This is a genomic window from Variovorax sp. ZS18.2.2, from assembly GCF_024701975.1.
Lineage (GTDB): Bacteria > Pseudomonadota > Gammaproteobacteria > Burkholderiales > Burkholderiaceae_C > Variovorax.
The window spans coordinates 308,869-335,020 of the sequence record NZ_JANLNM010000001.1 but is presented as its reverse complement, the minus strand read 5'-3'; the positions used below and the strand labels follow the sequence as shown (position 1 = coordinate 335,020).

Genomic DNA, 26,152 nt, shown 5'->3' with positions numbered 1-26,152 from the left:
TTGACTCCGTTGTTGTGTTGATGCTTGTCGACTGCGAAAAAAACGAGGCTTCTTACTGCGGGCCGAGCGTGGCGATCAGCGCCTTCAACTCTTCCATCTCGCCGGGCTTGAGGTCGGTCAGCGGTGCGCGCACCGGACCCGCGTCGTGGCCGACGATCTTGGCGCCGGCCTTGACGATGCTCACGGCGTAGCCCGGCGTGCGGTTGCGCAGCTCGAGGTAGGGCATGAAGAAGTTCTTCAGCAGGCGGTGCTGCGTGGCGAGGTCGTCGTTGGCGACCGCGTGATAGAAGTCCATCGCCGTCTTGGGGATGAAGTTGAAGACGGCCGACGAGTACACCGGCGTGCCCATGGCCTTGTAGGCGGCGGCATAGACCTCGGCGGTCGGCAGGCCGCCCAGGTAGGCGAAGCGGTCGCCCATCTTCTGGTAGATCGCGACCATCGCCTCGATGTCGCCCACGCCGTCCTTGAAGCCGACGAGGTTCGGGTTGCGTTCGGCCAGGCCGGCGAGCGTGTCGGGCTTCAGGCGGCTCGAGGCGCGGTTGTAGACGATCACGCCGAACTTCACGCTCTTGCACACGGCCTCGACGTGCGCGGCCAGGCCTTCCTGGCCGGCTTCGGTGAGGTAGTGCGGCAGCAGCAGGATGCCGTGCGCGCCGGCCTTCTCTGCCGCTTGCGCGCACTGGATGGCAAAGCGCGTCGGGCCGCCGGCGCCGGCAATGATCGGCACCACGCCGCGGCAGGTATCGACTGCCGTCTGGATGATGCCGGGGTACTCGTCGCCGGTCAGCGAGAAGAACTCGCCCGTGCCGCCCGCGGCGAACAGCGCGCTCGCACCGTAGGGCGCCAGCCATTCGAGGCGCTCGACGTAGCCCTTCTTGTTGAAGTCGCCGTTGCTGTCGAAGTCGGTCAACGGGAACGAGAGCAGGCCGGAGCCCATGATGGTCTTGAGTTCTTGCGGGTTCATCGGGAATTCCAAGAAATAGGTAAGAGGAAAAGAATTCAGAAAGCGGGAAGGCGGCCGCCGCCGGGCCGCCCCAAGGCGAGCCGCGCCTCCCCCTCGGGGGATGGCGAATTACACGGAGCGAAGCGAGTGAAAAGCCGGGGGGCGAACATGACTAGTCGAGCTTGACGCTGGCTTCCTTGATGACTTGGGCCCAGCGCGCGCGCTCCTTGGCGAAGAACTGGTCCTGCTCGGGCGCGGTCATGGTCACGACCTCGGCGCCCTGGCCTGCGAGGCGGGCTCGGATGTCGGGGGTGCGGATGATGCGGGTGAGCTCGCGGTTGAGGCGCGCGATCACCGCGTCGGGCACGCCGCGCCCGGCAACCACGCCCTGCCAGGTGCCCGATTCGTAACCGGGTGCACCCTGCTCCGCGATGGTCGGCACGCTGCCGATCAGCGGCATGCGCGTGGCCTTGGACACGGCGATCAGCTTGAGCTTGCCGGCCTGCACCTGCGGGTAGGTGGCGAGCATGCCGTTCATCAGCACCTGCGTCTGGCCCGAGACGGTGTCGAGCACGGCCTGCACGCCGCCCTTGTAGGGCACGTATTCCCACTTGGCGCCGACCTTGCGCTGCAGTTCGATGCCGGCCAGGTGCGCGGTGCTGCCGCTGGCAGTGACGGCGAAGTTGAGATCGCTTTTCTTCGAGAGTTCGACCAGCTCCTTCAAGGTGCTCGCCTGCACCGACGGATGCACCACCAGCAGGTGCGGCGAGTAGGCCAGCATGCCCACGCTGCGCAGGTCCTTCGACGGATCAAATGGCAGCTTCGGGTACAGCGACGGGCTGATGGCCAGCGCGCCCAGGTCGCACAGCATCAGCGTGTAGCCGTCGGCCGGCGCCTTGGCCAGCAGATCGGCGCCGAGGTTGCCGTTGGCGCCCGCGCGGTTGTCGATGATGACCGACTGCCCCAGCGCTTCCGACAGCGGCTGGCTGATGGAACGCGCAATGATGTCGGACGAGCCGCCCGGCGGGTACGGAACGATGATCCTAATCGGCTTGGACGGCCAGTTGCCACCGCTGCTGCTGCCCTGCGCGAACGCGCGCACCGGCAGGCTGGCGGCCAGAGTTGTGGCCAGGGCGGCGCCGAGTGCGCCGCGTCGGTTGATGGTCATGCGGATGTCTCCAGTTATTCGATGTGCCCCATGGCTTCGCCTGAATGCCCTAGCGAGTGATCAGTCATCGTACAACTAGAGAAACAACTTGTCCAGATTTGGACGCAAAAAATTCAGCGGAAGGGTTAGTTGTCGGACGAAGCGGCGCCACCGCCCTGGCCTGCTGCCGCGCCCACACCTTCGGCTTTCGCCTTCTGCTGCTGCGCGGCTTCCTGCGCCATGCGCAGCCGCTCGCGGCTGTTGGTCAGGTGGATGCGCATGGCGGCGCGGGCCGACTCGGGATCGCGGCGCGCGATGGCCGCGTAGATCTCTTCATGCTCGCGGTTCACGCGGCTCAGGTACGCGCCGCCGTCCTGGATGCGGATGGCGCTGATGCGCGTGCGCGGAATGATCGTGGTGCCCAGGTGCCGCATGATGTCGGCGAAATACGGGTTGCCGGTCGACTGCGCGATCTGCAGGTGAAAGCGGAAATCGGGCGCGACGGTGTCGCCGGCGATCGTCACGTTGTGCTCGAAGTCGTCGAGCGCCTGGCGCATGGCGACCAACTGCTCCTCGGTGCGCCGGCTCGCGGCGAGCCCGGCGGATTCCGTCTCGAGGCTGATGCGCAGCTCCAGCACGGCCAGCACGTCGACCGAGGCGGCAATCTCACCCGGATCGAGCCGGAACACGCCACCCGGCCGCGGCTGCAGAACGAAGGTGCCGACGCCATGCAATGTTTCGACCAGCCCGCCGGCCTGCAGCTTGGAGAGCGCCTCGCGCACCACGGTGCGGCTCACGCCGTAGGCCTGCATGATGGCCGACTCGGTGGGGAGCTTGTCGCCCGGGCGCAGCGACTGGCTGCGGATCTTGTCGCCCAGGTCTTCCACCAGCCCGTGCGCCAGACCGCGGGCACGCTGGCGCGGCCGCCCCACGAAGGCCGCGGGGCCTGCCGCCGAGCCGGCTTCCGCCGGCGCATCTGAAACCAAGGGATTTCCCGCAGTCGTCTGAACCATGGCCACGATGATAATCTCCAATTAGTTGTACGACAACAGATAACTCATCACTTAACCCATTCAAGGGCTGCCTCGGCATCGTACCGACGGCTTTCAGCCAGTGCCCGCCGCGCCGTCCCAGTCACCACATCCCGGAAACACATGTCGACGCCCCAACAAGCCCCCAACAACAAGCTCGAACGCCTCCTGCTGACCGGCGCGGCCGGCGGCCTGGGCAAGGTGCTGCGCGAAAGCCTCAAGCCGTATGCCAGGGTGCTTCGCCTGTCCGACATCGCATTGCCGGCCCCGGCCGCCGATGCGAGCGAGGAAGTCGTGCCTTGCGACCTGTCGGACAAAGCGGCAGTGCATGCCCTTCTCGAAGACTGCGACGCCATCGTGCACCTGGGCGGCGTGTCGGTCGAGCGGCCGTTCGAGGAAATTCTCGAAGCCAACATCAAGGGCATCTTCAATGTCTACGAAGCCGCGCGCCGCCACGGCGTCAAGCGCGTGGTGTTCGCCAGCTCCAACCACGTGATCGGCTTCTACAAGCAGACCGAGCACATCGACGCGCACGCGGCGCGCCGGCCCGACGGCTACTACGGCCTGTCGAAGTCCTTCGGCGAGGACATGGCGCAGTTCTACTTCGACCGCTGGGGCATCGAGACGGTGAGCATCCGCATCGGCTCCTCGTTCCCCGAGCCGCTCAACCGCCGGATGATGAGCACCTGGCTCAGCTACCGCGACCTGACGACGCTGGTGGAGAAGGCGCTCTTCACACCCGATGTGAAGCACACCATCGTCTACGGCATGTCGGACAACCGCGACGTGTGGTGGGACAACAGCGCGGCCGCGCACCTGGGCTTCGTGCCGCAGGACGGCTCCGAGGTGTTCCGCGACAAGGTCGAGGCGCAGCCGCCGGTCGCGCCGACCGACCCGAACGCCATCTACCAGGGCGGCGCGTTCACCGCGCAGGGGCCCTTCGGCGATGCAAGCTGAGCTCGTTCTCGATGCACGCAACGGCACCGGCGAAAGCCCGGTGTGGCATGCCGCGGAGCAGGCGCTCTACTGGGTGGACATTCCCGCGCGCACGCTGAATAGCTGGCGTGCCAGCGAGGGCCATGCGCTGTGGCGGGCCGATGAAATGATCGCCTGCATCGCACCGCGTGCCGACCTGCCCGGCGCATGGATCGCCGGCATGGAGAGCGGCATCTTCTCGCTGCAGCCAGAGGCCAACGGCACGCTGGTTGCCACCTCGCTCGCTCCCGTCGCGCACGCAGCACCCGCCATGCGCTTCAACGACGGTCGCTGTGATCGTCAAGGCCGCTTCTGGGCCGGCACGATGCTGCTCGACATGGCCGCTGGCGCACGCGTCGGCCGCCTGTACAGCTACAGCAAAGGCAGCAACAGCGCCACCCTGCAGCTTGATGATTTCATCGTGCCCAACGGCCTCGCCTTCAGCCCCGACGGCCGCACGATGTACCTCTCGGACTCGCACCCGAGCGTGCAGGCGATCTGGGCCTTCGACTACGACACCGAGACCGGCATGCCGAGCAACCGCCGCCTCTTCGTCGACATGAAGCCCCTGCCCGGCCGCCCCGATGGCGCGGCGGTCGATGTGGACGGCTGCTACTGGATCTGCGGCAACGATGCCGGCCTCGTGCACCGCTTCACGCCCGACGGCCGGCTCGACCGCTCGCTCGAAGTGCCAGTGAAGAAGCCCGCGATGTGCGCCTTCGGCGGCCCGGCGCTCGACACGCTCTTCGTCACCTCCATCCGCCCCGGCGGCATCGACCTCGCGGACCAGCCGCTGGCCGGCGGCGTGTTCGCGCTGCGGCCCGGCGTGGCGGGCGTGCCCGAGCCTGCGTTCGGCGGCTGACCTTTTCTTTTCACGTTTTCGATAACCACCAAGCAGAGGAAGAGACAAATGAAACTCCACAAGACCCTGATCGCACTTGCCGTCGGCGCCGCAGCCGCGCTGTCTACCCTGGCTGCCAGTGCCACCGAGTTCCGCTCGGCCGACATCCACCCCGACGACTACCCGACCGTGACTGCGGTCAAGTTCATGAGCGAGCGCCTGAAGGCGCTGTCGGGCGGCAAGCACACCATCAAGGTGTTCAACAACAGCTCGCTCGGCAGCGAGAAGGACACCATCGAGCAGACCAAGATCGGCGCGCTTCAGATGGTGCGCGTGAACATCGCCCCCATGAACAACATCTGCGCCGAGACGCAGGTGCCGACCATGCCCTTCCTGTTCCGCTCGGTCGATCACCTGCACAAGGTGCTGGACGGCCCGATCGGCGAGGAAATCCTGAAGTCGTGCGAGAAGCAGGGCTTCATTGGCCTCGCCTACTACGACAGCGGCGCGCGCTCGATGTTCACCGCCAAGAAGCCGGTGCGCACCTTTGCCGACATGAAGGGCCTGAAGGTCCGCGTGCAGCAGTCCGACCTGTGGGTGTCGATGCTCGAAGCCATGGGCGCCAACGCCACGCCGATGCCCATGGGCGAGGTGTACACGGGCCTGAAGACCGGCCTGATCGACGCCGCCGAGAACAACTACCCCACCTACGAAAGCGCCCGAGCCTTCGAAGTGGCCAAGTACTACAGCAAGACCGAGCACTCGATGGCGCCCGAGATGCTGCTGTTCTCCAAGCGCGCGTGGGACAAGCTCTCCGCCGAAGAACAGGGCTGGATCCGCCAGGCCGCCAAGGAGTCGGTGCCCTATATGCGCAAGCAATGGGAAGAGCGCGAGATCAAGTCGCTCGCCACGGTGAAGGCCGGCGGCGCCGAGATCATCGAAGTCGACAAGGCCCCGTTCCAGGCCGCGATGAAGCCGGTGTACGACAAGTTCATCACCGACGCGAAGCTCAAGGACCTGGTCAAGCGCGTTCAGGACACGAAGTAAGCAAGTCAGTCCATTGAACTGGTTCCTTCCCCTTGCGGGGGAAGGTTGGGATAGGGGCAAGCGGCGAGGGAGCAGATACGCCGCTTGTCTTCACAAGAAAGAAGAACCTTCATGTACACCAAACTTTGCCGCACCCTCGCCCGTGCCTGCATGTGGTTGGGCATCCTCGGTCTCGTCGCGGTGATCTGCGCGGTGAGCTGGCAGGTGTTCGGCCGCTATGTGCTCAACAACACCCCGACCTGGGCTGAAAGCCTCGCGCTGCTGCTGGTGATCTACGTCACCATGTTCGGCGTGGCCGTCGGCGTGCGCGATGCCGGCCACATCGGCCTGGAGTCGTTTCTCGTGCTCGCGCCCGACTGGCTGCGCCTGAAGATGGAATACCTGATCCACGCACTGATCCTGACCTTCGGCCTGGCCATGGCCTGGAATTGCGCCTCGCTCGCCGAATCGGTGTGGGACTACAGATTGCCCACGCTCTGGATTTCGGAAGGCTGGAAATACGTGCCCGCGTCCATCGCCGGCGTGCTCATCGTGATGTTCTCCATCGAACACATCATCGCGCTGGCACAGGGCCGCGAAGTCGAACCTGCTTGGGCTTGAGCCACCATGACGATCCCTCTCCTCATTCTCTGCATCTCGTTCACGGTCTTCCTGCTCCTGGGCGTGCCGGTCGCTTTCTCGATCGGCCTCTCGGCCCTGGCCACGCTGCTGTATGAAGGCCTGCCGCTCGCGGTGGGCTTCCAGCAGATGACCTCGGGCATGGGCATCTTCTCGTTCCTTGCGATTCCGTTCTTCATCTTCGCCGGCGAGCTGATGCTCTACGGCGGCATCGCGGACCGCATCGTCAACTTCGCGCGCAACCTCGTGGGCCATGTGCGCGGGGGCCTGGGCATGTCGAACGTGGTGGCCTGCACGCTGTTCGGCGGCGTCTCGGGCTCGCCCGTGGCGGACGTCTCGGCCATGGGCGCCGTGATGATCCCGATGATGAAGAAGGAGGGCTATCACGCCGACTACGCGGTCAACGTGACGACCCACGCGGCCCTGGTCGGCGCGCTGATGCCGACCAGCCACAACCTGATCATCTATTCGCTCGCGGCGGGCGGCAAAGTGTCGATCGCGGCGCTGATCCTGGCTGCCCTGCTGCCGGCGGCCGTGCTCACCATCAGCAACCTCGCGGCGGCCTACCTGGTGGCGGTGAAGCGCGGCTATCCGGCCGGCAAGTTCCCGGGCTGGGACATCGTGGCGCGTTCGTTCGCGGCGGCGCTGCCGGGCCTCTTCATCGTGGTGCTGATCCTCGGCGGCATTCTGTCGGGCATCTTCACGGCGACCGAATCGGCGGCAGTGGCGGTGCTCTATGCGCTCGGCCTCACCATCTTCGTGTACCGCACGCTGAAGTGGGAGCACTTCATCAAGGCGGCCTCCAAGGCGGTGCGTACCACGGGCGTGATCCTGCTCTTGATCGGCATCTCGAGCACCTTCGGCTACCTCATCAGCCTGTACGGCGTGGCCGAGCTCACGGGCCAGATGCTGTCGCAGGTGACCACCACGCCGTGGATGATCTTCCTGCTCATCAACATCATCCTGTTCGTGCTGGGCACCTTCCTGGACATGGCCGCGACGATCCTGCTGTGCACGCCGATCTTTTTGCCGATCGCCCAGCACTACGGCATGACGTCGGTGCAGTTCGGCGTCGTGATGCTGATCAACTGCGCGCTGGGTCTCAACACACCGCCGGTGGGAACCACGCAATTCGTGGGCTGTGCAATCGGCGGTGTCTCGGTGGGCACGGTGATGAAGACCATCTGGCCGTTCTACGGCGCGCTGATCTTCGCGCTCGGCGTGGTCACCTTCGTGCCCGCGTTCTCCACCTGGCTGCCCGACCTCTTCATGGTGGTGAAGTAAGAAAAGAAAGAGCCCCACGATGGCCGACGCGAACACCCGCCCCCCGCTCTACATCCGCATCCACGCGGCCGACAACGTCGCCATCGTTGCGAACGACGGCGGCCTGAAGACGGGCGCGACGTTCGCCGACGGCCTCGTGCTGGTGGACAACGTGCCGCAAGGCCACAAGGTGGCGCTGGCCGACCTGGCCGAGGGCGACGCCATCGTTCGCTACAACGTGGTGATCGGCTACGCCCAGAAGTCGCTGCCGCGCGGCAGCTGGGTGCACGAGCGCGTGATGCGCATGCCGACGGCGCCCGAGCTCGACGGCCTGCCCATCGCGACCGTGAAGCCCCCCGCCCTGCCACCGCTGGAGGGCTACACCTTCGAGGGCTACCGCAACGCCGACGGCTCGGTAGGCTCGCGCAACATCCTGGCGATCACGCAGACCGTGCAGTGCGTGGCCGGCGTCACCGAATTCGCGGTGCAGCGCATCAAGGCCGAGCTGCTGCCGAAGTTTCCGAACGTCGACGACGTGGTGGCGCTGGAACACAGCTACGGCTGCGGCGTGGCCATCGACGCGCCCGACGCGATCATTCCGATCCGCACGTTGCGCAACATCAGCCTCAACCCCAACTTCGGTGGCGAGGTGATGGTGGTGAGCCTGGGCTGCGAGAAGCTGCAGCCCGAGCGCCTGCTGCCACCCGGCACCATTCCGATCACGGACCAGCGCGGCGAAGGCGCGACCGATGCTGCGCTCGACGTGGTGTGCCTCCAGGACGACGCGCACGTCGGGTTCATGTCGATGATCGATTCGGTGATGCGCCAAGCCGAGGTGCATCTCGCGCGGCTGAACGCACGCCGGCGCGAGACAGTGCCCGCGAGCGAACTCGTGGTGGGCGTGCAGTGCGGCGGCAGTGACGCCTTCTCGGGCGTGACCGCGAACCCGGCCGTTGGCTTTGCGACTGACCTGCTGGTGCGTGCGGGCGCCACCGTGATGTTCTCGGAAACCACCGAAGTGCGCGACGGCATCGACCAGCTCACTTCGCGCGCGTCGTCGCCCGAAGTGGCCGAGGCCATGATCCGCGAGATGGCCTGGTACGACGCCTACCTGCAGAAGGGCCGCGTGGACCGCAGCGCCAACACCACGCCTGGCAACAAGAAGGGCGGGCTCTCCAACATCGTCGAGAAGGCGATGGGCTCGATCGTGAAGTCGGGCTCCGCGCCGATCACGGGCGTGCTCTCGCCGGGCGAGAAGGTCAGGCAGAAGGGCCTGATCTACGCGGCGACGCCCGCCAGCGACTTCATCTGCGGCACGCTGCAGCTGGCCGCGGGCATCAACCTGCACATCTTCACCACCGGCCGCGGCACGCCCTACGGGCTGGCCGAAGTGCCGGTCATCAAGGTCGCCACGCGCAGCGACCTCGCACGCCGCTGGCACGACCTGATGGACGTGAACGCGGGCCGCATCGCCGACGGCGACGCCACCATCGAAGACGTGGGCTGGGAACTGTTCCGGCTGATGCTCGATGTGGCCAGCGGCAGGAAGAAGACCTGGGCGGAGCACTGGAAGCTGCACAACGCGCTCGTGCTCTTCAACCCCGCACCCGTGACCTGAGGAGGTGACGGCGATCTGATCCGGATGGCACGGCGGAGGAGCCGGGCCTGGTTTTTTCTACAACAGAAGGAGACAGAGGATGCAGAAACCCAAGCTGGTATTGAGCCTGATCGCAGGCGCCGCCCTGCTCACCGCATGCGGCGGTGGGAGTAACGGTGGTGGCGTGTTCATTCCATCCGTGGCGGTCAACCCGCCAGCGCCGCCGCCGGCCGAGACCCCGGTGGACCCTGAAGTACTCGCAGCCCAGCCCAAGCTGTCGAACAAGCCGATGGACGACATCGTGCGGGAGAACCTGCTGCCGACGATCGACCGCTTGTTCGAGCAGGTGCGCGCGCAGGGCATCAAGACCGTGATCCAGGGACAGGAAGTGTTCGCCCCCACGAGCGGCGACAAGTTCCTCCCGGGCAAGGTTGCCATCGGGTTCTCTTATCTGCTGCTCAACACCCCGCCGTCGGACCCGAAGTACCAGACCTACCTGGACGGCTACCGCGAGATCGCCGACGTCACCATCGATTCGACCAACGACAGCTGGGGCATCTACTACTACATGTCGGCCCTGTGGAAGCTCAAGAAGGCGGGCCTCCTGGACGGCGCGAGCCCCGCGATCAACGCGGGCACGCTCGACAAGCTCAAGACCAAGCTCGACTGGCGCGCCTTCGTCAACCCGGCCGACTATTCGCTGATCAACCTGCCCACCAACTACTACGGCGTGGCCTTCAGCATCGCGCGCCTGCGCTACCTCATGGGCTGGGAAGGCCCGGAGGCCAGCGAGGCATTGCTGCAGAAGATGATCAACCACTACAAGACCTTCTCGGCCTTCGGCTTCTCCGACGAGACCGACGGCAGCGGGCGCTTCGACCGCTACAGCATCCTCTTGATCGGCGAGATCATGCAGCGGCTCATCGAGACCGGCATGACGGTCTCGGCCGAGGACGAAGCCTCGCTCAAGGGGTGGCTGCGCCAGTCGGTGGACGTGATCAAGGCCCGGCTCAACCCGGCCGGGAATGGTGTGGACTTCGGCCGCAGCCTCGCGGGTTATGCCGACACGGCCTTTGCCGAAGTGCTATCTGCCGCCGAGCACGAGAACGTGCTCACCGCCGAAGAGAAAGACATCGCCTATGCCTTCGCCACGCGCGTCACGGCCAAGTACGTCGAGTTCTGGTACGACGCCGAGGCCGGCTCGCTCAACATGTGGAACAAGGGCCGGCGCGTGGACAGCTACCGCGGCATCGCGCGCATCCTGGGCGAGAACCTGAGCCTGTCGCACCAACTGATCTACACCAACAACCTGTGGAAGAGCGCGGGCTATGCGCAGAAGCCGCCGGTGTCGACGCAGACTTTCCTGGCCTACCTGGACAAGCTGCCGCGCTCGACGCTGACCAAGTTCGCCGGCTTCGACGGCCAGCCCGCCACCTACGACCGCGGCCTCGTGACCTATCGCGACGGCCTGCGCGTGATCAGCCTGCCTGTGGTGAACGGCGCAGCGACCTACCACCGCACCAATCCGTACTTCGCGGTGCCCTACTCGTACAACATGCTCTCGGGCGTGGCCGACACGCGCTGGCCGCAGCTGCAGCCGCAATTCACTTTCGTGAATGCGGGCACGCCGCAGGTGCTGATTCCCGCGTCGTACCAGAAGAACCTCAAGATGCTCGAGGCAGGCAAGGTGCTGACGGTGAACTACGAGCAGGACGCGATGGACCGCGTGGCCGGCACCAGCAGCGGCGGCAGTCCGTTCAAGGACGCGCGCATCACCTCGTCGACCGCCTACACCTTCGAGCCGGGCCGGATCACCCGCTTGGACACCTACACGCCCGTGGGCACGCTCGACATCGGCAAGGTCGAGATGGAATTCGGCTCCTACTCCGACGGCGTGACTGCGCTCGGCGGCAACAAGTTCAGCTACGCCAACGGCGATGTGCAGGGCTTCGAGGTCGAAGGCCTGCAGGACTGCGCACCGGTCGACGTGAGCGCCGACAGGGACTACAACACGCCCACCGGCGCGCTCAAGACCAGCATCCGCTGCAGCACACCGGCCTTCAGCTTCGCCGCGCCGCTCACCATCAAGTGGGTGCTGAAGTACCGCTCGCCCAGCGTGGCGTCCATAGCGCCGCGCTGACCTTTCGATCTCATCAACGGAAGCTCTCATGGAAGACCTCAAGGACAAGACCGCGCTCGTCACCGGTGCCAGCACCGGCATCGGCGCCGCGGTGGCCATCGCTTTCGCCGCGCGCGGCATGCGCGTGGCGGTGCACTACAACAGCTCGGCCGACGCGGCGAACCAGGTCGTTGCGACGATCCGCGCCGCCGGCGGCACCGCGTTCGCGGTGAAGGCCGACGTGCGCGACACCGCCGCGATCCGCGACTGCGTGAAGCAGACCCAGGCGGAGTTCGGCCGCATCGACGTGCTGGTGAACAACGCGGACAGCCTGGTCAAGCGCGTGCCCATCGCCGAGTTCGACGATGCCCTGTTCGACGAGGTGATGCACATCAACGCGCGCTCGGTGCTCGCGTTCTGCCGTGAGGTGGTTCCCCTGATGCGCACGCAGGGCGGCGGCAACATCATCAACGTGACCTCGGTCGCGGCGCGCACCGGCGGCGGGCCGGCCGCGTACCTGTACGCGGGCTCCAAGGGCTTCGTGAGCACGGCGACGCACGGCCTGGCCAAGGAACTGGTGGGCGACAAGATCCGAGTGAACGCGGTCGCGCCGGGCGTGATCCAGACGCCCTTCCAGGACCGCTTCTCGACGCCCGCGATGCTGGAGAACTTCAGGGCGAGCATTCCGATGGGCCGCATCGGCGAGCCTGAGGAATGCGTCGGAGCATTTCTTTATCTGGCCTCGGAACAGCTCTCGGGCTATGTGACGGGCCAGGTCATCGAGGTGAATGGCGGGCAGTACATGCCCTGACCATTGGAGAGAGAGAACGCCCTCGCGGGCGTTCGTGGATCAGATCAACAACGGAGACAAGAGACATCATGAAAAGAAGCACATTCATTCGCGGACTCGCCGCCCTTTCGGCCACGGCCACCCTCTCGCTCGGCCTCGCCCCCACGGCCTCCGCGCAGGCGGCCAACGACTTTCCGAACCGCACGATCGAACTGCTGGTGCCCTACCAGCCGGGCGGCGGCACCGACGGCCTCGCGCGCGCTTTCTCGGAAGCGAGCCGCAAGCACATCTCGCAGAGCATCGTGATCGTCAACCGCCCTGGCGCGGGCGGCGCCATCGGCTGGACCGAGGTGATCAACGCCAAGCCCGACGGCTACAAGCTCGCGGTGCTCACGGTCGAGCTGCTCACGCTGCCGCACCTGGGTCTGGCGAAGTTCAACTACGACGACTTCCAGCCGATCGCGCAGCTCAACGCCGACCCGGCCGCGATCACCGTGAAGGCCGATGCGCCGTGGAACACGATCGAGGAGTTCCTGGCCGCCGCGAAGAAGTCGCCCGAGGGCATCCGCGTGGGCAACTCGGGCAACGGCTCGATCTGGCACCTGGCGGCGGCGGCACTCGAAGACAAGACCGGCACGAAGTTCGGCCACATCCCGTTCCAGGGCGCGGCGCCCGCGGTGCTCGCCCTCCTGGGTGGCCACATCGAAGCCGTGGCGGTGAGCCCGGCCGAAGTGACGACGCACGTGCAGGGCGGCAAGCTCAAGGTGCTGATGGTGATGGCCGACAAGCGCGTGAAGGGCTTCGAGAAGGTCCCGACCGCCAAGGAGCGCGGCATCGATCTGTCGATCGGCACCTGGCGCGGCCTCGGCGCGCCGAAGAACACGCCGCCCGAAGTGATGGCCAGGCTGCGCGAGATCACCGCGAAGACAGCGGCAGAGCCGCTGATGCACGAGGTGATGGACAAGCAGAACCTGGGCTACGTCTACACCGATGGCGCGGCGTTCAAGGAAACGCTGGCCAAGGACAACGCCTACTTCAAGGCGCTGATCACCAAGCTGAACATCAAGCCATGACCGGGCCATCGGAGACCAGAGACATGCAGCGCCGCACACTGATCCGAACCGCCCTCGCCACCTCGATCGCCTCTTCGCTCGCCACGGCCCTGCCCGCGTTCGCGCAAAGCAGCAACACCTGGCCCACGGGCAAGGCCATCACCTACCTCGTGCCCTTTCCCGCGGGCGGCACCACCGACGTGCTGGGCCGGTTGATCGGGCAGAAGCTGGGCACCGTGCTGGGCACGAGCGTGATCATCGACAACAAGGGCGGCGCGGGCGGCAGCGTGGGTTCGGAGATCGGCGCGCGCGCCGCGCCCGACGGCTTCACGCTGGTGGGCGGCACGATCAGTTCGCACGCGATCAACGTGAGCCTGTATCCCAAGATCGGCTACGACCCGCAGAAGTCGTTCGCGCCGGTGACGCTGATCGGCACCAACCCGGTGGTGCTGGTGGTGAACCAGGCGAGCCCGTACAAGACGCTCAAGGACGTGCTCGATGCGAGCAAGGCCAAGCCGGGCGGGCTCTCGTCGGCCTCGGCCGGCACGGGCACCTCGCAGCACCTGGCCCTGGAACTGCTGGCCTTCAAGTCGGGCGTGAAGTTCACGCACATCCCGTACAAGGGCAGCGGCCCGGCGATCCAGGACGCGATCGGCGGCCAGGTCGACATGATGTTCGACACCACGGTGGTCGCGGGCCCGCACATCCAGAGCGGCAAGCTGCGCGCCATCGCTGTCACCTCGGCCAGGCGCCTGGCCTCGATGCCCGACGTGCCGACGGTGGCCGAGTCGGGCATCGAGGGGCTGAAGGATTTCGAGGTGGTGTCATGGCAGGCGATCTTCGTGCCCGCGGGCACGCCGGCGCCGGTCGTCGAACGGCTGCACACCGAGATCCGCAAGATCCTCGCGACGCCCGAGATGCAGGACAAGCTCAAGGGCTTCGGCATGGAGCCGGCCGATCTGTCGACGGCGCAGATCGCGGCGTTCCAGAAGGCCGAGGTGGAGAAGTGGGCCGCGGTGATCAAGGCGGCCGGCATCAAGGCGGACTAAGTCATTCGCCGCCGGCCGGCACCCACGCAAAACCGAGGGAAGCTTCCTACGTTCCTTGCGGAGGGCGCTTTATAGAATGCCCCTCCAATCCGCATTCGAGGCTTCCCCCAACGTGTCCGACCGCTCCGCAGTTCTGCCCCAATACCTGTTCCCCAAGCAGGCCCTGACCAATTTCGCCGGCTGGGTCGCGGGGAAGGAACGCGGTGCCGTCACCACATGGATCATTCGCCGCTTCGTCGCCAAGTACGACGTGAACATGGGCGAGGCGCTCGAGTCCGACATCGAGCACTACAAAAGCTTTAACCAGTTCTTCACGCGCGCACTCAAGCCCGGCATGCGTCCGCTCGCGCAGGCCGACCTTGTGTGTCCCGTGGACGGTGCCATCAGCCAGTTCGGCGCGATCGAGGGCGACCAGATCTTCCAGGCCAAGGGCCACAACTACACGACCACCGCGCTGGTCGGCGGCGACGCCACGCTGGCCGCGAAGTTCGCGCACGGCAGCTTCGCGACGCTCTACCTGAGCCCCAAGGACTACCACCGCATTCACATGCCTTGCGACGGGCGGCTCGTTCGCATGATCCACGTGCCCGGCGAGCTGTTCTCGGTCAACCCGACCACCGCGCGCGGCGTGCCCGGGCTCTTCGCGCGCAACGAGCGCGTGGTGTGCGTTTTCGAATCGGCGCGCGGACCCTTCGTGCTGGTGCTCGTGGGCGCCACCATCGTCGGCAGCATGGCCACCGTGTGGCACGGCGTGGTGAATCCGCCGCGCGTGGGCGAGCTGCGCGAGTGGAGCTACAACGACCAGCAGATCGACATCAGGAAGGGCGACGAGATGGGCCGTTTCTTGCTCGGCTCCACCGTCGTCATGCTGTTCCCGGCGCCCGCGCTGGCGTTCAACCCCGACTGGTCGCCCACCCGCGCGATCCGTCTGGGCGAAGCCATGGCCGACTACACGAATTTGTGAGGCTTTGTCTCACAGCCCGCATGCAGCATGCCCTTACAGCTATAAAACTAGTAGCATCCACATCGTTTGCGCTATAGTCGCCGGCCAGCAGGACGGTCCATAACCAATCACAAACAAGAGCGCGCGGCATCGGCCAGCCACAGGCCCGCAGCCCGCCCAGCTTCGAGGAGATGATGTCGATGAGTACCAAGGAAAACGCAGCCGTCAGCCAGTTGCTCGCACTGCTCGAGGCCCGCTATGCGCTGCGTGTGCTCTGGGCCCTGCGCGACGGCCATGCCCAGACCTTTCGCCTGCTGCAGGACAGCGTGGGCGGCATCACTCCCAACACCCTGAACACCCGCATCAAGGAGCTGCGCGAGGCCGGCATCGTGAGCCACGGCAGCGACGGTTATTGCCTCACCCTGAGCGGGCAGGACCTGCTCAAGCGGCTGTCCGACCTGCAGGCCTTTGCCGGCAAATGGCAGCTGGGCCAGCTCAAAAAAGCGGCCGCACCAGTTGCGCCCGCGGCCAATGCGCCAGCCGTGCCCGTCACGCCTCCGACCCCCTCCTCGCCACCTCCCGCACCGCCCGCCGATACGACGAGCTGAGCAGGCCGTCAGCCGGCATCGGTAAACTCCGCGCCTTCGATCCAATTCACCATTCATCGACGCAAGGAGCGTTTTCCCATGCCTACCACCCCCTCCGGCCTCCAGTACGAAGACACCGAAGTCGGCACCGGCGCCGAAGCCAAGGCTGGCCAGCACGTGCATGTGCACTACACCGGCTGGCTCTACAACGACGGCGTGCAAGGCGCCAAGTTCGATTCGAGCCGCGACCGCAACGACCCCTTCGCGTTCTCGCTGGGCGCAGGCCAGGTCATCAAGGGCTGGGACGAAGGCGTCGCCGGCATGAAGATCGGCGGCAAGCGCACGCTGATCATTCCCGCATCGCTGGGCTACGGCGCCCGCGGCGCCGGTGGCGTGATCCCGCCGAACGCCACGCTCAAGTTCGACGTCGAACTGCTCGACGCGCACTGATCGCTCACTGGCCACGATTGGTGCACAGGCCCGATTTCGGGCCTTTTTCATGCCTCGACGGCCCCTTTTTCCGCATTTTTTCGCTTGAAATGCCCCTGGCCAGCCCCAAGTGGCTGGCTATCGTTTGTTTTCCCGGCGCACGCCGTTCTTTGAAAAATGTCTGACCCGCAACAATCCGCACAGAATTCGCAAATGCTGCAAGGCGAGCCCAGTCCCGAAGAACTGGAGGCCGCGCAGGCCGCCAATGAAGCCGACGCATTGGCCGCGGCGCAAGGCGAACTGGCAGCGCTGCAGGCCAAGAACGCCGAATTGGCCGATCAATACCTGCGCGCCCAGGCCGACGTTCAAAACGCCCGCCGCCGCGCCGACGACGAAATCACCAAGGCCCGCAAATTCGCGGTCGAGGCCTTTGCCGAAAGCCTGCTGCCGGTAACCGACAGCCTTGAAGCGGGCCTCGCCATCAAGGACGCCACCCCCGAGCAGATCCGCGAAGGCGCCGAAGCCACGCTGCGCCAACTCAAGAGCGCGCTCGAACGCAACAAGGTGATCGAAGTGGCCCCGGCCGCCGGCACCAAGTTCGATCCGCACCAGCACCAGGCCATCTCGGTGGTGCCCGCTCCCGGGCAGGAACCCAACACCGTGGTGAGCGTGCTCCAGAAGGGCTACACCATCAACGAGCGCGTGCTGCGCCCGGCGCTGGTCACGGTCAGCGCGCCGAAGTAACCAGCCAATCGGCACACAAGATTCCCACAGGAAATCCCCGCTCCTTCCCTTGAATCGGGCTGGGTTATCCACAAGTTCATAACAACATATTTTTCAGGCTTTCAGGAGTACAGAACATGGCAAAGATCATCGGCATCGACCTCGGCACCACCAACTCGTGCGTGTCGATCATGGAAGGCAACACCACGCGTGTGATCGAGAACTCGGAAGGTGCCCGCACCACGCCGTCGATCGTCGCGTACCAGGAAGACGGTGAAGTCTTGGTCGGTGCCTCGGCCAAGCGCCAGGCCGTCACCAACCCCAAGAACACGCTGTACGCGATCAAGCGTTTGATCGGCCGCAAGTTCGAGGAAAAGGAAGTGCAGAAGGACATCGACCTGATGCCCTACACCATCGCCAAGGCCGACAACGGCGACGCATGGGTCGAAGTGCGCGGCAAGAAGATGGCCCCGCAGCAAGTCAGCGCCGACATCCTGCGCAAGATGAAGAAGACCGCCGAAGACTATCTCGGCGAGACCATCACCGAAGCCGTGATCACGGTGCCGGCCTACTTCAACGACGCCCAGCGCCAGGCCACCAAGGACGCCGGCCGCATCGCGGGCCTGGACGTCAAGCGCATCATCAACGAGCCCACCGCTGCGGCCCTGGCCTTTGGCCTGGACAAGCAGGACAAGGCCGATCGCAAGATCGCCGTGTATGACCTGGGCGGCGGCACCTTCGACGTGTCGATCATCGAGATCGCAGACGTCGACGGCGAGAAGCAGTTCGAAGTGCTGTCGACCAACGGCGACACGTTCCTCGGCGGCGAAGACTTCGACCAGCGCATCATCGACTACATCATTGCCGAGTTCAAAAAGGACCAGGGCGTCGACCTGAGCAAGGACGTGCTCGCCCTGCAGCGCCTGAAGGAAGCCGCTGAAAAGGCCAAGATCGAACTGTCGAACAGCGCGCAGACCGACATCAACCTGCCCTACATCACGGCCGATGCCTCGGGTCCGAAGCACCTGAACATCAAGCTCACCCGCGCCAAGCTGGAGAGCCTGGTCGACGAGCTGGTCGAGCGCACCATCGCGCCCTGCCGCCTGGCCATCAAGGACGCCGGCATCAGCGTGAGCGACATCAACGACGTGATCCTGGTCGGTGGCATGACCCGCATGCCCAAGGTGCAGGAAAAGGTGAAGGCCTTCTTCGGCAAGGAACCGCGCAAGGACGTGAACCCCGACGAAGCCGTGGCTGTCGGCGCCGCCATCCAGGGCCAGGTGCTCTCGGGCGACCGCAAGGACGTGCTGCTGCTGGACGTGACCCCGCTGTCGCTGGGCATCGAGACCATGGGCGGCGTGATGACCAAGATGATCACGAAGAACACCACGATCCCGACGAAGTTCGCGCAGACCTTCTCGACCGCCGAAGACAACCAGCCGGCCGTGACGATCAAGGTGTTCCAGGGCGAACGCGAAATCGCTTCGGGCAACAAGGCGCTGGGCGAATTCAACCTCGAAGGCATTCCGCCCGCATCGCGCGGCACGCCGCAGATCGAGGTGAGCTTCGACATCGACGCCAACGGCATCCTGCACGTCGGCGCGAAGGACAAGGGCACGGGCAAGGAAAACAAGATCACCATCAAGGCGAACTCGGGCCTCTCCGAAGACGAGATCCAGAAGATGGTGAAGGACGCCGAGCTCAACGCCGAAGACGACAAGAAGAAGCTCGAGATCGTGCAGGCCCGCAACCAGGGCGAAGCCATGGTGCACAGCGTGAAGAAGTCGCTGGGCGAACATGGTGCGAGCCTCGAAGCCGCCGAAAAGGAAGCGATCGAAGCCGCGATCAAGGACGTCGAAGAAGCCCTCAAGGGTGAAGACAAGGCCGTGATCGAGGAAAAGACCAACACGCTGATGACAGCCAGCCAGAAGCTGGGCGAAAAGATGTACGCGGAATCGCAAGCGGCTGCGGCCAGCGCCTCGGCCGCCAGCGGTCCGGCTGGCGCGGAAGCTGCTGCGCACGCACAGGCCGACGACAACGTGGTCGACGCCGAAGTCAAGGAAGTCAAGAAGGGCTGATCCACAGCCCCTTGACCAAGGCTGGATCACCCCACGGGGTGCTCCAGCCTTTCTCGCTTCCAGTTACCCGAGTTCCCGCTGCCTCACGAGCCTCCTGATCGACCTGCCATGGCCACCAAACGCGACTATTACGAAACCCTCGGCGTCCCCAAGAACGCGAACGAGGACGAAATCAAGAAGGCTTATCGCAAGCTTGCGATGAAGCACCACCCCGACCGCAACCACGGCGACACCAGCAAGGACGCCGAGGCCAAGTTCAAGGAGGTGAAGGAAGCGTACGAAATGCTGTCGGACGGCCAGAAGCGCGCGGCCTACGACCAGTACGGCCACGCCGGCGTCGACCCCAACATGCGCGGCGGCCCGGGCACTGAAGGCTTCGGCGGCTTCGCGGAAGCCTTCGGCGACATCTTCGGCGACGTGTTCGGCGGTGCGCGCGGCGGTCGCCAGGGCGGCGGGCGCCAGGTGTTCCGCGGCAGCGACCTGAGCTATGCGATGGAAGTCACGCTCGAAGAAGCGGCCGAGGGCAAGGAAGCCCAGATCCGCATTCCCAGCTGGGACAACTGCGACACCTGCAAGGGCTCGGGCGCCAAGCCCGGCACCAAGCCGATCACCTGCACCACCTGCCACGGGGCGGGCGCAGTGCAGATGCGCCAGGGCTTCTTCAGCGTGCAGCAGACCTGCCCCACCTGCCACGGCACGGGCAAGATCATTCCCGAGCCCTGCACCGTGTGCCATGGCCAGGGCAAGATCAAGAACAACAAGACGCTCGAGGTGAAGATCCCGGCCGGCATCGACGACGGCATGCGCATCCGCAGCACCGGCAACGGCGAGCCCGGCACCAACGGCGGGCCTCCGGGCGATCTGTACATCGAGATCCGCCTGAAGAAACACGAACTCTTCGAACGCGACGGCGACGACCTGCACTGCGTGGTGCCGGTCAGCGTGACCACGGCCGCGCTCGGCGGCGAGATCAACGTGCCCACGCTCAAGGGTGCGGCCGCCATCGACATTCCCGACGGCACGCAGAGCGGCAAGCAGTTCCGCCTGCGCGGCAAGGGCATCAAGGGCGTGCGCTCGAGCTACCCGGGCGACCTGTACTGCCATGTGCGCGTCGAGACGCCGGTGAAACTCACCGAACACCAGCGCAAGCTGCTGAAGGAACTCGACGAGTCGCTCAAGAAGGGCGGCGACAAGCACAGCCCCACCGACAAGGGCTGGTTCGACAAGGCCAAGGAATTTTTCAGCTGAGTTGAGGGACCATCCCGCCGGGCACCAAAGACGTGCGGGGATGTTCGAGGCCCTGAGCCTCTGCGTGCATCGATTGCAGCAGGGCCTCGGGGCTTTTCTTCGTCTGTAACAGAGCCCATCGTCCTTCGGGCACATGGCGGCTCGCGCCGAGGCGGAAGGCCTTGTCTCTTCGGACTGGTGCATCCAAGGCCGCGAAACCCTCGTAGAGCACACAGTCGGTGCCCCTTGCACTGTTGCGGTACGCGCCGACCAGCATCTGCGCTGCTTTCCCACGCGTACATGCGCTAGGCGCCGATCTCAAGGTGGCGTGAGGATTGCTTTTAGATAATTTTTGGATGTGCAATAAACCAAACGACAGATCGCGCGTTATTGCAGGGAGGCGTATGTTTTTATTGAGCTACAACGCTCAATAGGCGCTGTGTTCTCGGGAAAACACCAATGCCATTCGATATAGGCATTTCACCCGGAGAGAATTACGCGAGACGAGCCTTTTAATTTAGCTGAAATTTGAAAACTAGTTCCGGCTTTTTTCAGGAACTTTACTTGCCAGTGGGGTCCGAAATAAATAAAAGATTTGCCGGGTTCAATCTTTGCTTTATCCTGATTGTTAGCAGAATGTTGTAGGGAGTTTTCCACCGTGTGCAGCGGGGCGGGCACCTTTTAAATGGCGCGCATTGCCTTTGCTGCAGACCTCGGGGCCAAAAGCCCCACTGACCTGATGGAGGCGTGACCATGGATGTGATCAGCAACTTTGCCGCCCGCTACGAGCGCACCCGCGAGGAGGTGATCTCGCTGCAGGAATACCTGGATATCTGCAAGCGCGATCCCACCGCCTACGCCACCGCCTCCGAGCGCATGCTCAAGGCCATTGGCGAGCCCGAGCTGGTCGATACGCGCAACGACCCCCGGCTTTCGCGCATCTTCGCCAACAAGGTCATCAAGATCTATCCGGCGTTCAAGGAGTTCTACGGCATGGAGGACGCCATCGAACAGGTGGTGTCCTATTTCCGCCACGCCGCCCAGGGGCTGGAAGAAAAGAAGCAAATCCTTTACCTGCTGGGGCCGGTCGGCGGTGGCAAGAGTTCGATCGCCGAGCGCCTGAAGCAGCTCATGGAGCACGTGCCCTTCTATGCGATCCACGGTTCGCCGGTGAACGAATCGCCCCTCGGCCTCTTCGACACCCTGGAAGACGGCGAGATCCTTGAAAAGGAATACGGCATTCCGCGCCGTTACCTGAATCGAATTCTCTCTCCCTGGGCCGTCAAGCGCCTGGAGGAATACGGCGGCGACATCCGCCAGTTCAAGGTGGTCAAGCGCTTCCCCTCGGTGCTCAGGCAGATCGCGGTCGCCAAGACCGAGCCGGGCGACGAGAACAACCAGGACATCTCCTCGCTGGTCGGCAAGGTCGACATCCGCAAGCTCGAGACCTATGCCCAGGACGATCCAGACGCCTACGCCTACTCCGGGGGCCTGTGCCTCGCGAACCAGGGCCTGCTGGAGTTCGTGGAAATGTTCAAGGCGCCCATCAAGGTGCTGCACCCGCTGCTCACGGCCACGCAGGAGAGCAACTTCAAGGGCACCGAAGGCTTCGGCGCCATTCCGTTCGACGGCATCGTGCTCGCGCACAGCAACGAGAGCGAGTGGAAGGCCTTCCGCAACAACAAGAACAACGAGGCTTTCCTCGACCGGATCTACATCGTCAAAGTGCCCTACTGCCTGCGCGCCTCGGAAGAAATCAAGATCTACGAGAAGCTGGTGCGCAACTCGTCGCTGGCCCAGGCCCCCTGCGCGCCCGGCACCTTGCGCATGATGGCGCAGCTCTCGGTGCTCACGCGCTTGAAGGAGCCCGAGAACTCCAGCACCTTCAGCAAGATGCAGGTCTACGATGGCGAGAGCCTGAAGGACACCGATCCCAAGGCCAAGTCGATCCAGGAGTACCGCGACTATGCGGGCGTCGACGAGGGCATGAGCGGCGTTTCCACGCGCTTCGCCTTCAAGATCATCTCCAAGGTCTTCAACTTCGACAGCTCCGAGGTCGCCGCCAACCCGGTGCACCTGATGTATGTGCTCGAACAGCAGATCGAGCGCGAGCAGTTCGCCCCCGAGGTCGAGCAGAAGTACATCAGCTACATCAAGGAGCTGCTGGCGCCGCGCTATGCCGAGTTCATCGGCAAGGAAATCCAGACCGCGTATCTCGAGAGCTACAGCGAGTACGGACAGAACATCTTCGACCGCTACGTCACCTACGCCGACTACTGGATCCAGGACCAGGAGTTCCGCGACGTGGACACCGGCGAAGTGTTCGACCGCGCCTCGCTCAACGGCGAACTCGAGAAGATCGAGCGGCCCGCAGGCATCGGCAACCCGAAGGACTTCCGCAACGAGATCGTCAACTTCGTGCTGCGCGCACGGGCCGGCAACGCGGGGCGCAACCCGGCGTGGACCAGCTACGAAAAGCTGCGCGCGGTGATCGAGAAGAAGATGTTCTCCAACACCGAAGAACTCCTGCCGGTGATCAGCTTCAACACCAAGAGCAGCGCCGACGAGCAGAAGAAGCACGAAGACTTCGTCACGCGCATGGTCGAGAAGGGCTACACCGCCAAGCAGGTCCGCCTGCTCTGCGAGTGGTACCTGCGCGTGCGCAAGAGTTCATAACGACGAGCCTTCAATCGTCCTCTTTTTGCAAGGAGCTTTGACACCATCGTGGCCATCCTGCAGCAGATCATCGACCGCCGGCTATCGGGCAAGAACAAGTCCATTGGCAACCGTGAGCGCTTTCTCCGGCGCTACAAGGGGCAGATCCAGGAGGCGGTGCGGCGCGCAGTCAGCGGCCGCAACATCCGCGAACTGGAGCAAGGCGAAGACGTGACCCTGCCGCGCCACGATGTGTCCGAACCGGTGTTCGGACATGCCCGTGGCGGCGACCGTGAATACGTGCATCCGGGCAACCAGGAGTACCTCAAGGGCGACCGCATCGCGCGACCCGAAGGCCAGGGCAGCGGTGGCTCGGGCAGCGGCGAGGCCAGCGACAGCGGTGAAGGCGAAGACGACTTCGTCTTCCGCCTCACGCGCGAGGAGTTCATGCGCGTCTTCTTCGACGACCTCGCGCTGCCACACCTCATCCGCACGCAGATTGCCGACGTGCCCGAGTGGAAGAGCCACCGCGCCGGCTTCACGAGCGACGGCTCGCCCAACAACCTGCACGTGGTGCGCTCGATGCGCGGGGCGCTGGCACGCCGCATCGCGCTGGGCGGCGAGCCGCGCAAGGAGCTCAAGCGCCTCGAAGCGCACCTGCTGCACCTGAAGGCGCATCCACAGGCCACAACGGCGATGATCCAGAAAGAAATCCGCGAGACCGAGGAACTCATCGCCGAGCTGCGCCGCACCATGCGGCACGTGCCCTACATCGACCCGATCGACCTGCGCTACCGCAACCGTGTGAAGACGCCGGTGCCCAGCGCCAAGGCGGTGATGTTCTGCCTCATGGACGTGTCGGGCTCGATGGACGAGGCGCGCAAGGACATGGCCAAGCGCTTCTTCATGCTGCTCTACATGTTCCTCACGCGGCACTACGAGACCATCGACCTCGTGTTCCTGCGCCATCACACGCAGGCGCAGGAAGTGACGGAGGAAGAGTTCTTCCACGCCACCGAGACCGGCGGCACCGTGGTCTCGAGCGCGCTGGTGCTGATGGACGAGATCATCAAGGCGCGCTACCCGAGCGGCGAATGGAACGTCTACGGCGCGCAGGCCAGCGACGGCGACAACTGGCACCAGGACAGCGGCCGCTGCCGCGAGTTGCTGGTCAACGACATCCTGCCGGTGGTGCGCTACTACGCCTACGTGCAGGTGGCCGAGACCGAGCAGAACCTGTGGCAGGAGTACGCGCAGCTCGAAGGCGTACAGCTCAACTTCGCGATGCGCAAGGTCTCCGACGCACAGGACATCTACCCCGTGTTCCGCGACCTGTTCAAGAAGGAAGGGGTCACCTCATGAGCACAATCATCACCACCGACCGCCCCCTGGAGCGCCTGCCCAGCCCTTCGGACTGGACCTTCGAGCTGATCGAGCAGTACCACACCGAGATCGCGAAAACCGCCAAGAGCTTCGGCCTGGACGTATACCCCAACCAGCTCGAGGTGATCACCGCCGAGCAGATGATGGATGCCTACGCCAGCGTGGGTATGCCGATGATCTATCGCCACTGGTCGTACGGCAAACAGTTCATCGCAACCGAGAAGAACTACAAGCGCGGCCACATGGGCCTGGCGTACGAGATCGTGATCAACTCCGATCCGTGCATCGCCTACCTCATGGAAGAAAACACCATGGCCATGCAGGCCCTGGTGATCGCGCATGCGGCCTACGGCCACAACAGCTTCTTCAAGGGCAACTACCTGTTCCGGATGTGGACCGATGCGTCGTCCATCATCGACTACCTCGTCTACGCGCGCCACTACATCGCCGAGTGCGAGGAGCGGCACGGCCTCGATGCGGTCGAGGAACTGCTCGACTCCTGCCACGCGCTGATGAACTACGGCGTCGATCGCTATCGCCGTCCGCAGAAGCGATCGCTCGCGCAAGAGAGCGTGCAGCGCGCGGACCGCGAGCGCCACATGCAGCAGCAGGTGAACGACCTCTGGCGCACGCTGCCCAAGCGCGCCGAGCAGGCGGCCGAGTCCGACGCCTCGCGGCGCTTTCCCTCGGAGCCACAGGAAAACCTGCTCTATTTCATCGAGAAGAACGCCGCGCTGCTCGAACCCTGGCAGCGCGAGGTGGTGCGCATCGTGCGCAAGATCGCGCAGTACTTCTATCCGCAGCGCCAGACGCAGGTGATGAACGAAGGCTGGGCCACCTTCTGGCACTACACGCTGCTCAACACGATGTACGAGCGCGGCCAGCTGGCCGACGGCTTCATGATGGAATGGCTCAGCTCGCACACGGGCGTGATCTTCCAGCCGCCGGTGGGCCACCGCGCCTACAGCGGCATCAACCCCTATGCGCTGGGCTTCGCGATGTTCACCGAGCTGCGCCGCATCTGCGAGAAGCCCACCGAGGAAGACCGCCGCTGGTTCCCCGACTTCGCCGGCAGCGACTGGGTCACGACGCTCGACTACGCGATGCGCAACTTCAAGGACGAGAGCTTCATCGGCCAGTTCCTGAGCCCGAAGACGATGCGCGATTTCCGGCTGTTCTCCATTCGCGACTTTCAGAGCGAAGCCGAGCTCGAGGTCTCCGCCATCCACGACGACAGCGGTTATCAATCGCTGCGCGAATCGCTGTCACGCCAGTACGACATCAGCAGCCGCGAGCCCGACATCCAGGTGTGGAACGTGGCCACGCGCGGCGACCGCTCGCTGACGCTGCGGCACACGCAGCGCAACAACCTTCCCTTGCACGATGGAGCGGAAGAAGTGCTCAAGCACGTTGCGCGCCTCTGGGGCTTTGACGTGCACCTCGAGAGCATCGACAGCGCCGGCCGCATCAGCCGCAGCTGGAAGGCCACGGCACCCAAGCAGATGTACTAGCGGGTCAGAGGCTGAGAGGCAATTCGGCGTGACCGAGCAGCCTCCGCAAACGGTCCCAATCAAGGCGCAAAGCGCAGCCATAGCTCGGGCTATGGCGAGCATTTGCAACGCAGAGTGGGGCCGTTTGCGGGGGATGAGCGGTCA

At 64.8% G+C, this 26,152-nt stretch carries 21 protein-coding genes and 1 pseudogene; 19 read left to right on the top strand and 3 right to left on the bottom strand.

Going from position 1 to position 26,152, the window contains the following annotated elements; translation table 11 throughout:
* Nucleotides 1-52 precede the first annotated feature (52 nt).
* The 3 genes from kdgD to NU688_RS01645 form a co-directional block, all read right to left on the bottom strand.
* Complete coding sequence (kdgD, locus tag NU688_RS01655; protein WP_257858833.1) at nt 53-964, bottom strand: 5-dehydro-4-deoxyglucarate dehydratase; 912 nt, start codon at nt 962-964, stop codon at nt 53-55.
* Nucleotides 965-1,115: 151 nt separating this feature from the next.
* The gene (locus NU688_RS01650; protein ID WP_257858832.1) at nt 1,116-2,111 is read right to left on the bottom strand and encodes a tripartite tricarboxylate transporter substrate binding protein; all 996 of its coding nucleotides are present in this window, start codon (nt 2,109-2,111) and stop codon (nt 1,116-1,118) included.
* 125 nt (nt 2,112-2,236) lie between these two features.
* A complete protein-coding gene (locus NU688_RS01645) occupies nt 2,237-3,103 on the bottom strand; it encodes a FadR/GntR family transcriptional regulator (RefSeq protein ID WP_257858831.1) in 867 nt (288 codons plus the stop codon).
* A 141-nt stretch (nt 3,104-3,244) separates the two neighbouring features.
* Here NU688_RS01645 and NU688_RS01640 point away from each other — a divergent pair, with 141 nt between their 5' ends.
* The 19 genes and pseudogenes from NU688_RS01640 (at nt 3,245) to NU688_RS01550 (ending at nt 26,008) form a co-directional block, all read left to right on the top strand.
* Nucleotides 3,245-4,078, top strand: a complete 834-nt coding sequence (locus NU688_RS01640) for an NAD(P)-dependent oxidoreductase (RefSeq protein WP_257858830.1) — start codon at nt 3,245-3,247, stop codon at nt 4,076-4,078.
* Nucleotides 4,068-4,958, top strand: a complete 891-nt coding sequence (locus NU688_RS01635; protein WP_257858829.1) for an SMP-30/gluconolactonase/LRE family protein — start codon at nt 4,068-4,070, stop codon at nt 4,956-4,958. The genes NU688_RS01640 and NU688_RS01635 overlap by 11 nt, the downstream gene beginning before the upstream one ends.
* A 48-nt stretch (nt 4,959-5,006) precedes the next feature.
* Entirely contained in the window at nt 5,007-5,984 is a 978-nt protein-coding gene (locus tag NU688_RS01630) for a TRAP transporter substrate-binding protein (protein WP_257858828.1), read from the top strand.
* Nucleotides 5,985-6,095: 111 nt separating this feature from the next.
* Complete coding sequence (locus NU688_RS01625) at nt 6,096-6,584, top strand: TRAP transporter small permease (protein WP_257858827.1); 489 nt, start codon at nt 6,096-6,098, stop codon at nt 6,582-6,584.
* A gap of 6 nt (nt 6,585-6,590) precedes the next feature.
* Entirely contained in the window at nt 6,591-7,886 is a 1,296-nt protein-coding gene (locus NU688_RS01620; protein ID WP_257858826.1) for a TRAP transporter large permease, read from the top strand.
* Between the two features lie 19 nt (nt 7,887-7,905).
* Nucleotides 7,906-9,483, top strand: coding sequence for a galactarate dehydratase (gene garD / locus NU688_RS01615; protein WP_257858825.1), 1,578 nt, complete (start codon nt 7,906-7,908; stop codon nt 9,481-9,483).
* Nucleotides 9,484-9,562: 79 nt separating this feature from the next.
* Complete coding sequence (locus NU688_RS01610) at nt 9,563-11,602, top strand: hypothetical protein (RefSeq protein ID WP_257858823.1); 2,040 nt, start codon at nt 9,563-9,565, stop codon at nt 11,600-11,602.
* 28 nt (nt 11,603-11,630) lie between these two features.
* Complete coding sequence (locus NU688_RS01605; RefSeq protein WP_257858821.1) at nt 11,631-12,392, top strand: SDR family NAD(P)-dependent oxidoreductase; 762 nt, start codon at nt 11,631-11,633, stop codon at nt 12,390-12,392.
* Nucleotides 12,393-12,460: 68 nt separating this feature from the next.
* Nucleotides 12,461-13,444, top strand: coding sequence for a tripartite tricarboxylate transporter substrate binding protein (locus NU688_RS01600; RefSeq protein ID WP_257858820.1), 984 nt, complete (start codon nt 12,461-12,463; stop codon nt 13,442-13,444).
* A 23-nt stretch (nt 13,445-13,467) separates the two neighbouring features.
* Complete coding sequence (locus NU688_RS01595; protein WP_257858819.1) at nt 13,468-14,472, top strand: tripartite tricarboxylate transporter substrate binding protein; 1,005 nt, start codon at nt 13,468-13,470, stop codon at nt 14,470-14,472.
* A 112-nt stretch (nt 14,473-14,584) separates the two neighbouring features.
* Entirely contained in the window at nt 14,585-15,436 is an 852-nt protein-coding gene (gene asd / locus NU688_RS01590) for an archaetidylserine decarboxylase (protein WP_257860480.1), read from the top strand.
* Between the two features lie 179 nt (nt 15,437-15,615).
* Nucleotides 15,616-15,918, top strand: a pseudogene (locus tag NU688_RS01585) (winged helix-turn-helix transcriptional regulator); the annotation flags it as partial.
* A 183-nt stretch (nt 15,919-16,101) separates the two neighbouring features.
* The gene (locus tag NU688_RS01580; RefSeq protein WP_013540334.1) at nt 16,102-16,452 is read left to right on the top strand and encodes an FKBP-type peptidyl-prolyl cis-trans isomerase; all 351 of its coding nucleotides are present in this window, start codon (nt 16,102-16,104) and stop codon (nt 16,450-16,452) included.
* Nucleotides 16,453-16,608: 156 nt separating this feature from the next.
* The gene (gene grpE / locus NU688_RS01575; protein ID WP_257858810.1) at nt 16,609-17,175 is read left to right on the top strand and encodes a nucleotide exchange factor GrpE; all 567 of its coding nucleotides are present in this window, start codon (nt 16,609-16,611) and stop codon (nt 17,173-17,175) included.
* Between the two features lie 116 nt (nt 17,176-17,291).
* Nucleotides 17,292-19,232 (top strand): molecular chaperone DnaK, encoded by a 1,941-nt coding sequence (gene dnaK / locus NU688_RS01570; RefSeq protein ID WP_257858809.1) that lies wholly within the window; start codon nt 17,292-17,294, stop codon nt 19,230-19,232.
* Nucleotides 19,233-19,340: 108 nt separating this feature from the next.
* Nucleotides 19,341-20,480: a molecular chaperone DnaJ gene (dnaJ, locus tag NU688_RS01565; protein WP_257858808.1), complete on the top strand. Its 1,140-nt coding sequence runs from the start codon at nt 19,341-19,343 to the stop codon at nt 20,478-20,480.
* 732 nt (nt 20,481-21,212) lie between these two features.
* Nucleotides 21,213-23,135 (top strand): PrkA family serine protein kinase, encoded by a 1,923-nt coding sequence (locus NU688_RS01560; protein ID WP_093434367.1) that lies wholly within the window; start codon nt 21,213-21,215, stop codon nt 23,133-23,135.
* A 48-nt stretch (nt 23,136-23,183) separates the two neighbouring features.
* Nucleotides 23,184-24,476 carry a YeaH/YhbH family protein gene (locus NU688_RS01555; RefSeq protein ID WP_257858807.1) on the top strand — a complete coding sequence of 431 codons (1,293 nt, stop codon included), beginning with the start codon at nt 23,184-23,186 and terminating at the stop codon, nt 24,474-24,476.
* Nucleotides 24,473-26,008, top strand: a complete 1,536-nt coding sequence (locus NU688_RS01550; protein WP_257858806.1) for a SpoVR family protein — start codon at nt 24,473-24,475, stop codon at nt 26,006-26,008. The genes NU688_RS01555 and NU688_RS01550 overlap by 4 nt, the downstream gene beginning before the upstream one ends.
* Nucleotides 26,009-26,152 lie beyond the last annotated feature (144 nt).